This window comes from Streptomyces sp. NPDC058295, from assembly GCF_042880655.1.
In the GTDB taxonomy this organism is placed as follows: domain Bacteria; phylum Actinomycetota; class Actinomycetes; order Streptomycetales; family Streptomycetaceae; genus Streptomyces; species Streptomyces coriariae.
The window spans coordinates 48,095-59,613 of sequence record NZ_JBHVYO010000046.1; the positions used below are offsets into that span (position 1 = coordinate 48,095).

The 11,519-nt window shown below is 72.2% G+C and carries 11 protein-coding genes; 8 read left to right on the plus strand and 3 right to left on the minus strand.

All coding sequences use genetic code 11. The features are described from left to right. Nucleotides 1–8 precede the first annotated feature (8 nt). Nucleotides 9–629 carry a uridine kinase gene (locus ACFVYS_RS35150; RefSeq protein ID WP_389508779.1) on the minus strand — a complete coding sequence of 207 codons (621 nt, stop codon included), beginning with the start codon at nt 627–629 and terminating at the stop codon, nt 9–11. A gap of 192 nt (nt 630–821) precedes the next feature. Here ACFVYS_RS35150 and ACFVYS_RS35155 point away from each other — a divergent pair, with 192 nt between their 5' ends. From ACFVYS_RS35155 to ACFVYS_RS35165, 3 genes are all read left to right on the plus strand, one after another. Continuing rightward, nucleotides 822–2,189, plus strand: a complete 1,368-nt coding sequence (locus ACFVYS_RS35155) for a peptidase C39 family protein (protein ID WP_389508759.1) — start codon at nt 822–824, stop codon at nt 2,187–2,189. A 92-nt stretch (nt 2,190–2,281) separates the two neighbouring features. Continuing rightward, nucleotides 2,282–2,422 (plus strand): SCO1431 family membrane protein, encoded by a 141-nt coding sequence (locus tag ACFVYS_RS35160; RefSeq protein ID WP_389508761.1) that lies wholly within the window; start codon nt 2,282–2,284, stop codon nt 2,420–2,422. Between the two features lie 74 nt (nt 2,423–2,496). Further along, nucleotides 2,497–3,156, plus strand: coding sequence for a TetR/AcrR family transcriptional regulator (locus ACFVYS_RS35165; protein WP_389508763.1), 660 nt, complete (start codon nt 2,497–2,499; stop codon nt 3,154–3,156). Nucleotides 3,157–3,305: 149 nt separating this feature from the next. On the opposite strand, the gene ACFVYS_RS35170 is transcribed toward ACFVYS_RS35165, so the two are convergent. Further along, entirely contained in the window at nt 3,306–4,547 is a 1,242-nt protein-coding gene (locus ACFVYS_RS35170) for a glycoside hydrolase family 18 protein (protein WP_389508765.1), read from the minus strand. A 230-nt stretch (nt 4,548–4,777) separates the two neighbouring features. On the opposite strand from ACFVYS_RS35170, the gene ACFVYS_RS35175 reads away from it, so the two are divergent. Then, entirely contained in the window at nt 4,778–5,953 is a 1,176-nt protein-coding gene (locus ACFVYS_RS35175; protein ID WP_389508767.1) for an acyl-CoA dehydrogenase family protein, read from the plus strand. Nucleotides 5,954–6,504: 551 nt separating this feature from the next. On the opposite strand, the gene ACFVYS_RS35180 is transcribed toward ACFVYS_RS35175, so the two are convergent. Next, entirely contained in the window at nt 6,505–6,966 is a 462-nt protein-coding gene (locus tag ACFVYS_RS35180) for a hypothetical protein (protein ID WP_389508769.1), read from the minus strand. 276 nt (nt 6,967–7,242) lie between these two features. Between ACFVYS_RS35180 and ACFVYS_RS35185 the strand changes: the two genes are divergently transcribed. The 4 genes from ACFVYS_RS35185 to fxsA all read left to right on the plus strand — a co-directional run bounded on the left by ACFVYS_RS35185 (nt 7,243) and on the right by fxsA (nt 11,411). Then, nucleotides 7,243–7,683 carry an Lrp/AsnC family transcriptional regulator gene (locus ACFVYS_RS35185; protein WP_020128917.1) on the plus strand — a complete coding sequence of 147 codons (441 nt, stop codon included), beginning with the start codon at nt 7,243–7,245 and terminating at the stop codon, nt 7,681–7,683. A 77-nt stretch (nt 7,684–7,760) separates the two neighbouring features. Then, a complete protein-coding gene (locus ACFVYS_RS35190) occupies nt 7,761–9,377 on the plus strand; it encodes an amidohydrolase (protein ID WP_389508771.1) in 1,617 nt (538 codons plus the stop codon). A gap of 585 nt (nt 9,378–9,962) precedes the next feature. Then, nucleotides 9,963–10,757 carry a polyprenol monophosphomannose synthase gene (locus ACFVYS_RS35195; protein WP_389508773.1) on the plus strand — a complete coding sequence of 265 codons (795 nt, stop codon included), beginning with the start codon at nt 9,963–9,965 and terminating at the stop codon, nt 10,755–10,757. 123 nt (nt 10,758–10,880) lie between these two features. Further along, nucleotides 10,881–11,411 (plus strand): FxsA family membrane protein, encoded by a 531-nt coding sequence (gene fxsA / locus ACFVYS_RS35200; protein WP_389508775.1) that lies wholly within the window; start codon nt 10,881–10,883, stop codon nt 11,409–11,411. Nucleotides 11,412–11,519 lie beyond the last annotated feature (108 nt).

Genomic DNA, 11,519 nt, shown 5'->3' on the forward strand with positions numbered 1-11,519 from the left:
TCACACGTTCACCACATCGCGGGTGGTCCATCACGGTGGGTGACATCCTGGTGTGGTCCAAGGTCTCCCACCGGTCCCGGCAGCACCTCGTATCCCTGCCTCAACTGCCGTACCAGCAGGGCGGCATGGGGGCGCGAAGGGTCATCGGCGAAGTGACGGTTCTCGGCCGCGACCCACCCGTCCCAGAACTCCCGCTGCTCCTCCCCGTCCCGGGACCGTCCGCGCGCCCAGGCCTCCTCGGGTGGCATGTCCATCCACAGCAGACACGCCAGGAACGGCCGCAGGGCCCGGCGGCCGGCGCCGACCCCCTCGACCAGGACGACGGGGGCCGCGGGCAGCGGCCGCGACGGGCCGAAGCGACGCGCGTGCCAGTCGTAGGGGGCGTAGTGCGCGGTCTCGCCGCGGCCGAACGGCTCGATGACCTGGGTCAGCAGCCGCCCGGTCCAGTCGAACAGTTCGTCGTGGCTGGCGAGGTCGTCGAGACGCAGCACCGGCGCGCCCCCCAGCGCCTCGGCGAGTCTCCCGGCCAGGGTGGACTTCCCCGAGCCCGCGTGTCCGTCCACACCGATCAGCCGGACCGGTCCACAGGACGGCGGCAGACGGCGCAGGCGGGAGGCGAGCTGATGGATGGCGATTCCCGGGACGAAGAGCGGGGTGAAGGGGGACGTCGTACGGTGCCGAAGTCTACGGTCGGCCGGCCGGGCCGCCAGTGGCTCAGACCAATATTGGTGGCGTGGCACGGGCGGAAGTGCTGGAAGGCGGGGCCCGCTCCGTTCATAGTTGGCGCACAGTCGCGCAGACACCCTGGGGGTCTTCCGCACATGAGCAGAGCCGAACAGCCGTCCCGCAGAACGGTCCTCGTCGCCGCGGTCGCCGCCGCGGTGGCAGGGGGCTCGGCCCCGGCCGCCACGGCCGCCGACGCGACGGACACCGCGACCGCCGAGTCGGCCCCGGCCCGGACCGTCGACCACCGCTCCTGGACCACGTACGCCGACTGGCGCGCCGGTACGGCCAAGGGCACCCGTGCCGTGGCGGGCCTGCGCCCGGGTGTGGTCGTCGGCGCCCCGCTCGGCACCGTCGACTACACCGACCCGCACACCAAGACCACGGCCACCTGGGAGTACGCGACCTGGACGGCCCCGGTTCAGAAGCTCGCCGTCCCGTCGACGGAGGTGATCGCCTCCTGGAACGCGAGCACCCCGGCCGGCACCTGGCTCCAGGTCGAGCTGAAGGGCACGTACTCCGACGGCACGGACACCCCCTGGTACGTGATGGGCCGCTGGGCCTCCGGCGACCAGGACATCAAGCGCACCTCGGTCGACGACCAGACCGACGGCCGGAGCACCGTCTGGACCGACACCTTCGCGATCGACGACGCCTCGACCGGCCTGCGTCTCGCCTCCTGCCGACTCCGTCTCACGCTGTACCGCCGCCCCGGCACCAAGCTCACCCCGACCGTGTGGCGGCTGGGCGTGATGGGCTCCGACGTCCCGGACCGGTTCACCGTCCCGGCCTCCGTGCCCGGCCTCGCGCAGGAGCTGGCCGTCCCGCGCTACTCGCAGGAGATCCACCTGGGCCAGTACCCCGAGTACGACAACGGCGGCGAGGCCTGGTGCAGCCCCACCTCCTCGCAGATGATCGTCGAGTACTGGGGCGGCCGGCTCACCGCCGAGCAGCTGGCGTGGGTCGACCCGTCCTACGCCGACCCGCAGGTCTGCCACGCGGCCAGGCACACGTACGACCACCAGTACGCCGGCTGCGGCAACTGGCCGTTCAACGCCGCCTACGCGGCCACCTTCAAGGATCTCCAGGGTGTGGTCACCCGGCTCGGCTCGCTCACCGACCTGGAGACCCTGATCGCGGCGGGGATCCCGGCCATAACGTCCCAGTCCTTCCTCAAGGAGGAGCTCACGGGCGCGGGCTACGGCACCTCCGGGCACCTGATGACCGTGATCGGCTTCACGGCCGAGGGCGATGTGATCGCCAACGACCCGTTCTCGGCGGACGACACGGCGGTGCGGCGCGTGTACCGGCGGCGCGAGTTCGAGAACATCTGGCTCAGGACCAAGCGGTACAACGCGAGCGGCAAGGTCGCGTCGGGCACCGGAGGCGTCTGCTACCTCTACTTCCCGGCGCGTCCGACGGCCCGCCAGTGCAAGGCCCTCACGGCGGTGGGGGTCCCCGTGTGAGCAAGGTCTCCGCCGCAAAAGCCCCGGCGGGTGGCAAGGTGGACGGATCGGTGGGGGGAACCACCCTGTCCGTCCGACCTCAGCGAGACACCATGACCGCACAGACAGCAACCGCCACCCGCACCCGCACCGGCGGCCCCGAGACCGACGGCCCGAAGATCCTCGAGCACCTCATGGGCTGGGTCCTCGTCGCGGTCGTCGCGATGCTGGTCACCCAGCTCGGGCTGCTGTGACGGGCGTGACCTGACGCACGGTTGACCTGACATACTGCGGAGGTCCCGCCGACCGCCCGAGACCAGGGTCGAAATTGAATATCAGTGAACAGCGCGAAGTCGCCCGTCCCCGGGCACGCGGCACCGAGCGCTCACTGGCGCGCCGCGCCGAACTCATCTCCATCGGGCGGAAGTTGTTCGCCGACACGTCCTACGACGCGCTCTCGATGGACGACATCGCCCGGCAGGCGCATGTCGCCAAGGGGCTGATCTACTACTACTTCCAGTCCAAGCGCGGCTACTACCTGGCGATCATCCAGGACTCCGTCGCGGATCTGGTCACCTTCGCGGCGAGCGGCCTCGAACTGCCCCAGGTGGACCGGGTGCACCGCACCATCGACAGCTATCTGCGCTACGCCGAGCACAATACGGCCGCCTACCGCACGATCGTCAGCGGCGGCGTCGGCTTCGACACCGAGGTGCACGCCATCCGGGACGGGGTGCGCGCGGCGATCGTGGCGACCATCGCCGAGGGCGCGTACGGCAGCAGCGACATTCCGGCACTGCCCCGCATGGGCCTGCTCGCCTGGGTGTGCAGCGTCGAGGGCGCCACCCTGGAGTGGATCGCCCGTCCCGAACTCTCCCGCGAGATCATGGGCGATCTGCTGGTGAAGACCCTGGGCGGCTGCCTGCGCGCCATCGAGGAACTCGACCCCGCCTTCGCCGCGCCGAAGCCGGCCCGCCGCGAGGACTGACGCACGAGGACCGACGCACGAGGACTGACGCGCCTGGACCGGCGCGCTAGGCGGAGGCGCGGGGCGCAGGCGCGAGGCAGGCGTGCGAGGCGGACGCACCGGGGGGCGGAGGCTCGTGGTCCTCCGCCCCAAGTGCCGCATGGACCGGGCTATTTGATCGCGCGGATCAGCTCACCGTCGGCCGTGTCCCCGCTCAGCTCCCAGAAGAACGTGCCGCCCAGCCCCTGCCGGGACTTGTACTTCATCTTCGTGGCGATGGTCGCGGGGGTGTCGTAACTCCACCAGTCGTTCCCGCACTTGGCGTAGGCGGTGCCGCCGACCGTGCCGGTCGCCGGGCACTTGGCCTTGAGGACCTTGTAGTCCTCGTTGCCGTCCTCGTACGTCCCCGCCGCGGGACCGGTGGCCGTGCCGCCCGGCTTCGTCTGGGTGACGCCGGTCCAGCCGCGCCCGTAGAAGCCGATGCCGAGCAGCAGCTTGCGTGCCGGGATGCCCAGGCTTTTGAGCTTGGCGATCGTGGCGGCGGTGTCGTAGCCCTGCTGCGGGATGCCCGGGTACGAGGTCAGCGGCGAGTGCGGTGCCGTGGGGCCGGTGGCCGCCCATGCGCCGAAGTAGTCGTACGTCATCGGGTTGTACCAGTCGAGGTACCGCGCCGCGCCCCCGTAGTCCGCCGCGTCGATCTTGCCGCCGGCGGTCGCGTCCGCCGTGATCGCGGCCGTGATCAGCTCGCGCTCGCCGAACTGGGCGCGCAGCGCCTTCATGACGTCCCGGAAGGCCTCGCGGCCGCTGGTGTCGCAGGTGAGGCCGCAGGCGTTCGGGTACTCCCAGTCGATGTCGATGCCGTCGAAGACGTCCGCCCAGCGTGAGCTCTCGACCAGGTCGTGGCAGGACCTGGCGAAGGCCGCCGGGTCCTTGGCCGCCTCGCCGAACCCGCCCGACCAGCTCCAGCCGCCGAATGACCAGATGACCTTGAGCTTCGGGTGCAGCTTCTTGAGCTTGCGCAGCTGGTTGAAGTTGCCGCTGAGCGGCTGGTCCGCCGGGTCGGCGACACCGTCCACGGACTCCTCGGCGGTGAACGGCCGGTCGGTGTCCGCCCAGGAGTCGCCCAGGGCGCACTTGCCGTCGGTGACGTTGCCGAACGCGTAGTTGATGTGGGTGAGCCGGTCCGCGGAGCCGGACGTCTCGATGTTCTTGACGTAGTACTGGCGGTCGTAGATGCCCCAGTCGGTGAAGTAGCCCACGACCTTGGAGCCGTTCGCGCGGGCTTCGGCGGGGCGGGGTTCGCCGGCGGTGGCGGTGCCCGCGCCGGCGAGGAGGGCGGCGCCGAGCGCGGCGCAACAGACGGCGGACAGCAGCGTCCGGAACCGGGCGCGGGGGCGGAGCGGGGTGTGCATCGGGTGTCTCCTCGCAGGGACAGAGAGGGGATCGCACGCCGATTGGCATGAACGCGGGGAAGCGTTGGGGCGAAACGGTAGGAGGACTAGACCACTTCGGTCAATGGTTCGGACCAATCGTCCGACGGTGCGTCCTGCCGTCCCTCCGGCGTTCCGCCCGTGCGGCGGCGGTGTCCCGCGGGCATACTCACAGCGCGAAGCCGCTGGTCAGTCCGGGAGGAGGAGCTCGCATGCCCGACCGCGCGCCGTCTGCGGTGGACCGTTCCCTGCCCACGGCCGAAGCCCGGGAACTCATGGCGCTGGTGCGTGACATCGCCCGGCGCGAGATCGCGCCGGCCGCCGCAGAGGAGGAGGACGCCGGGCGCTTCCCGCGCGAGCTGTTCACCCTGCTGTCCGTATCGGGGCTGCTCGGTCTGCCGTACGACTCCGCGTACGGCGGCGGCGACCAGCCCTACGAGGTGTACCTCCAGGTCGTCGAGGAGCTCGCCGCGGCCCGCCTCACCGTGGGGCTGGGCGTCAGCGTCCACACGCTGGCCTCCTACCCGCTGGCCGCCCACGGCACGGACGCGCAGCGGGCCGCGCACCTGCCCGCCATGCTCGGCGGCGGGCAGCTCGGCGCGTACTGCCTCTCCGAGCCGTCCTCCGGGTCGGACGCGGCCTCGCTGCGGACCAGGGCCGTGCGGGAGGGCGGCGGGGACTGGGTGATCACCGGTACCAAGGCCTGGATCACCCACGCCGGACTCGCCGACTTCTACACCGTCCTGGCCAGGACCGGCGGCGCGGGCGCGTCGGGCATCACCGCGTTCCTGGTGCCCGGTGACGCCGCGGGACTGAGCGTCGCGGCCCCCGAGCGCAAGATGGGGCTGAAGGGGTCGCCCACCGCCCAGGTGCACCTCGACGGGGTACGGATCCCCGACACCCGGCGCATCGGCGACGAGGGCCAGGGCTTCGCGATCGCCCTGGCCGCGCTGGACTCGGGGCGGCTCGGCATCGCGGCCTGCGCGGTCGGCCTCGCCCAGGCGGCCCTCGACGAGGCCGTCGGCTGGGCGAGGCAGCGACGGCAGTTCGGGCACCCGATCGCCGACTTCCAGGGCCTGCGCTTCCTGATCGCCGACATGGCGACCCGGATCGAGGCGGGCCGGGCGCTGTACCTCGCGGCCGCACGGCAGAGAGACGCCGGACGGCCGTTCGGCCGGCAGGCGGCGATGGCCAAACTCCACTGCACCGACGCGGCCATGCAGGTCACCACCGACGCCGTCCAGGTCCTCGGCGGATACGGCTACACCGCCGACTTCCCCGTCGAGCGCTACCTGCGCGAGGCCAAGGTCCTGCAGATCGTCGAGGGCACGAACCAGATCCAGCGGATGGTCATCGCCCGTCACCTACTGGGTCCGGAAACCCGCTGAACTGCCCCGGCCGCACCTGCGGGGCCGCCAGCCGTACCCACTCCGGGTCGTGGCGTCCCGGAAGGGTGCGGCCCCGGTCGGCCCAGGTGCGCAGAAGGTCGCGGTAGATGGGCGGGTCCTGCGGGGGCGGCGGGGCCAGCGGAACCGATTCTGCCCGGACAGGTTCCGGACGCTCGGGGACGAAGAGCTGGCGGTGACGCCCGGGCGCAACTGACTGGGTGGGGGCCATACCAGGGCAACGCGAAGCCACCGGACAGGTCACCGGCAGGAACGGTCGAGCGTGAGTTCGGGGGGTGCCCCCGATTCCGGCGCGACACGTGTCCGGTCGGTCCGATGCAACCTGGCGACCCGTCAAATTCCTTACGGATCAGCAAGGTTGCCGCGCCCGCCCGCCGCGCGCATCGCCCACCGACAGGCGCATTTCGCCCCCGCCGGCCTCCCGAATGTTCCGGACGCTCCGGACGTACTGATCCTGCACCACGGCGACCTGCCGGCCATGGTGCAGGGCAGCTACGGGCGTCGAGCCGGTGAGACGGGCGCGGAAGCGGTGCTCAGGCGGCCAGGCGACGCATCGTCGGAACGCGCATCGGGCGCGAGCCCGGGCCGCCGACGTGCGAGAAGGGCTGTGTGCGCCAGTCCAGCCCCTGAGGGAGCGTCAACAGGAGTGCGGTGTCCTGCTCCTGGGGCTCCACGGACTCGTCCGCGGGCCGGGCCTCGGAGGCCCCCCGTCCCGTCCCGGCACAGACCGTCAGCCCGAAGGGGTTCCACGGCGAGGCGCACAGCGCGTGCTCCGGCAGGACCTCCTCGTCCGCCAGCAGCGCGATGGGCTGCGCACAGTCCGGGCAGATCACCCGGTACATCTCGAACGTGTCGTACGCGTCGAAGTGATCGGCGTCGTCGACGTCGAAGCTGTCGGAGTAGTCCGCGTCGGGTTCGACGCCCTCCGGCTCGGGTTCGACGACGGACTGGAGCCGCTTGGGCGCGGTGCGACCAGGGCGCTTAAGACTCTGCATGGGATTCTCCCCCTCGGGCTGGGCCGTGAAGGCACTGCGGCCTCGACCACAGCAAGCACTTCCCGCCCCGTCTCGGCGGTAATCACGAGGACATCACGAAGAGTTGGCGAGTGCTGTGGCATTCGTCACATGCCGCTTGCAGGTGCCTCGTGCGTCGGTCGAGCCCCGAACGACCCGCACCCGGCCGCCGTCGATTCCCGGCCACATCACAAACCGGCTATGACCTGGGCTGCATAGGTATACGCGGAGATCGCGCGCACGGTAAGTTCTTTCGTCATGGAGGAGCTGGACCGACAAATCGTGCAGCTGCTCGTCAAGGACGGGCGGATGAGTTACACCGACCTGGGCAAGGCCACGGGCCTGTCCACCTCGGCCGTGCACCAACGGGTGCGCCGGCTGGAACAGCGCGGCGTCATCCGCGGATACGCGGCCGTCGTCGACTCCGAGGCCATCGGGCTGCCCCTGACCGCCTTCATCTCGGTGAAACCGTTCGATCCCAGCGCCCCCGACGACATCGCCGAGCGGCTGGCCGGCGTACCGGAGATCGAGGCCTGCCACAGCGTGGCCGGTGACGAGAACTACATCCTCAAGGTGCGCGTGGCCACCCCGCACGAGCTGGAGGAGCTGCTCGGGCGGCTCCGGGCGCTCGCCGGCGTGTCGACGCGCACGACGGTCGTGCTGTCCACCCCGTACGAGGCCCGGCCGCCCCGCATCTGAGCGGATCCGAGGAGATCCGGAAGGATCCGGGGGGTCCCCGTGCCGAGCGGCCGGGGCGAGGCGCGAGACTGTTCCCCATGAGTGAGCGCACCGCCGAGCCGAAGACCGTCCTGCTCCGCCGAGGAGAGGTACACAGCCCCGCCGATCCGTTCGCGACCGCGATGGTCGTCGAACGCGGCCAGGTCGCCTGGGTCGGCTCCGAAGGCGCCGCCGACGCCTTCGCGGACGGCGTCGACGAGGTGGTCGACCTGGACGGCGCGCTGGTCACCCCGGCCTTCACGGACGCCCATGTGCACACCACGTCCACCGGCCTCGCGCTCACCGGTCTCGATCTCTCCACCGCCCCCTCCCTGGCGGCCGCCCTCGCCCTCGTACGGGCCTTCGCGGTGGCCCGTCCACAGGACAAGGTGCTGCTCGGGCACGGTTGGGACGCTTCCCGCTGGCCGGAGGGCCGCCCGCCCCGACGGGAGGAGCTGGACGAGGCGACCGGCGGCCGTCCGCTCTACCTCAGCCGGATCGACGTCCACTCCGCCGTGGCCACCACCGCGCTGCTGGATCTGGCGCCCGGGGCCCGCACCGAGCCGGGGTTCGCGGACGGCGCGCCGCTCACCCGGAACGCCCACCACGCCGTCCGCGCCGCCGCGTTCGCAGCCGTGACGCCGGCTCAGCGCGCGGAGGCCCAGCGGGCCGCCCTCGCGCACGCCGCCTCCCTCGGTATCGGCTCGGTCCACGAGTGCGCGGGACCCGAGATCTCCTCCGAGGACGACTTCACGGACCTGCTGCGGCTCGCCGCCGAGGAGCCCGGCCCCCGGGTCGTCGGCTACTGGGCCGAGCGGGACGTCGAGAAGGCCCGGCGGCTGGGCGCGCTCGGCGCCGCCGGAGACCTGTTCGTCGACGGCGCCCTCGGCTCCCACACCGCCTGTCTGCACGCCGCCTACACGGACGCCGACCACACCGGCACCGGCTACCTGGACGCCGCCGAGATCGCCGCGCACGTCACGGACTGCACCGAGGCCGGCCTCCAGGCGGGCTTCCACGCCATCGGCGACGCCGCCGTGACCGCCGTCGTCGAGGGAGTGCGCGCCGCCGCGGAGAAGGTCGGCCTCGCCCGGATCCGCGCCGCCCGCCACCGCGTCGAGCACGCCGAGATGCTCACGCCCGAGACGATCGCCGCCTTCGCCGAACTCGGCCTCACCGCCTCCGTCCAGCCCGCCTTCGACGCCCTGTGGGGCGGCGAGGAGGGCATGTACGCCCGGCGGCTCGGCGTCGAGCGGGCGCGCACCCTGAACCCCTTCGCGGCCCTGCTGCGCGCGGGTGTCCCGCTCGCCTTCGGCTCGGACAGCCCGGTCACCCCGCTCGGCCCCTGGGGCACGGTCCGCGCCGCAGCCTTCCACCGCACCCCCGAGCACCGGGTGTCCGCCCGCGCGGCCTTCACGGCCCACACGCGCGGCGGCTGGCGGGCGATCGGCCGGGACGACGCCGGCGTCCTGGTCCCGGGCGCACCCGCCGACTACGCGGTCTGGCGCACCGAGGAACTGGTCGTCCAGACCCCCGACGACCGGGTCGCCCGCTGGTCCACCGACCCCCGCTCCGGCACCCCCGGCCTGCCGGACCTGACCCCCGGCGCCGATCTCCCGGTGTGCCTGCGTACGGTGGTGGGCGGCCGGACCGTGTTCCTGCGGCCGAGCGAGTGATCTCCCGGGTCGGCCCGGGGAAGATCACCCGTCCGCCTGTCGACATACGCCCGGTCTCTTCTCCGCGCTGACCTGGGCATTGACGGAAGATCCGCAGGTCATGCCGCTGTTGACAGCCGATGGCGGGGGGCCGGTAGGTTCGGCGGAGTCCACCACCGGACGCCCCACCCGGGGAACGCCCGCGCACTCGCCGCGGCGCCGCTGGGTCAGGGACGGTGAGCCGTACCGGCGCACCGCCACTGGCAGCCAGGCTCAGCGCCCGCGCCGCAGCGAGGGAACGTTCCGGCCGGTCGGGGAGGTGTGACCCGGATGGGGCCCGGGCGCTCAGTAGACAACGGCTTTCGGTCGACCCGCAGCCAGCGGTTCCCGGGCCGGCCCGAAGAGCGCCGGGCCCCCATCCGCAGCAGGCCCCTCGCTCACCCCGCTTGCGCTCACCCCCACGGGGCAGGTGCGCACATACAAGCCCAAAGGTACGTTCTTACCCCGCACTCGCGGGTTCGACACCACCGTACGTACGTCCTGTCACGTCACCGCAGGCGGCGGCCACTATGGTGGTCCTCTGCGTACGGACTTGAAGGGGCAGTAGTGAACGACGACGGGACCCTCGCGGCACAGGACCGGGGAAGGCAGTTCGGTCCGCTCGGCACGGCCTTGGTGATCATCCCGACCTACAACGAGGCGGAGAACATCAAGGCCATCGTCGGCCGGGTGCGCGAGGCCGTCCCCGAGGCTCACGTCCTCGTGGCCGACGACAACAGCCCCGACGGCACCGGGAAGCTCGCCGACGAGCTGGCTGTCGGTGACGACCAGGTCCAGGTCCTGCACCGCAAGGGTAAGGAGGGCCTCGGCGCCGCCTACCTCGCGGGCTTCCGCTGGGGCCTGGAGAACGGCTACGGCGTACTGATCGAGATGGACGCCGACGGCTCCCACCAGCCCGAGGAGCTGCCCCGCCTGCTCACCGCGCTCAAGGGCGCCGATCTGGTCCTGGGCTCCCGCTGGGTGCCGGGCGGCCGGGTGGTCAACTGGCCCAAGTCCCGTGAGGTCATCTCCCGCGGCGGCAGCCTCTACTCCCGCCTCGCCCTCGACCTCCCGCTGCGTGACATCACCGGTGGTTACCGCGCCTTCCGCCGCGAGACGCTGGAGGGCCTCGGCCTGGAGGAGGTCGCCTCCCAGGGGTACTGCTTCCAGGTCGACCTCGCCCGCCGTGCCGTCAAGGCGGGCTTCCATGTCATCGAGGTCCCCATCACCTTCGTCGAGCGGGAGCACGGCGACTCCAAGATGAGCCGGGACATCCTCGTCGAGGCCCTGTGGCGGGTCACGGCCTGGGGTGTGGGGGAGCGGGTCGGCAAGATCACGGGCCGGAGCGCCGACCGTCCGTAGCGTCCGCAGGCGCCCGCCCCGTCGAACAGCGACGGCTGAGACTCTCAGCGACGGCTGGGACTCACAGCGACGGCTGATCCTCCCCTTATGCCGCTCTGAGCCTGTTCCGGGCACACTGGGAGCATGACGACTGGCTCTCCGACCCCCGCCTACCAGACACCCGCCCGGCCCCCGGCCCAACCCCGCCGTTCCCGCCTGCGGACGTTCCTGCCGCTGGCGCTGGCCGCATGGCTGGTGCTGGAGATCTGGCTGCTGACCGTGGTCGCGGGCGCGACGAGCGGGCTGGTGGTCCTCCTGCTCCTGGCCGCCGGGTTCGTCCTGGGCGCCGTGGTCATCAAGCGGGCCGGTCGCCGGGCCTTCCAGAACCTGAACGAGGCACTCCAGCGCGGTACGGCCTCCTCCGACCGGAGCGGCGGCAACGGCCTCATGATGCTCGGCGGCCTGTTCCTGATGATCCCGGGCCTGGCCTCCGACGTGATCGGCCTGCTCCTGCTGCTCCCGCCGGTCCAGAAGGCGGTCAGCGGCTACGGGGAGCGCAAGCTGAGGGCGGCCGCGGCCACGCCCGGCACCTTGGGGGACGCGTTCCAGCAGGCCCGCATCCACCGCCCGGACGGCAAGGTGGTGCAGGGCGAGGTCATCAGGGACGAGCAGTGAGCCAGTGGGCCTGATCGGCTCCCCGGCCGCCCCTGGGGGCCGGGGAGCCGAGCGCCCTCACCCGCACGCAGCGGGCCGTGGGCCGCAGGACATCGCCGAGGGCAGCAG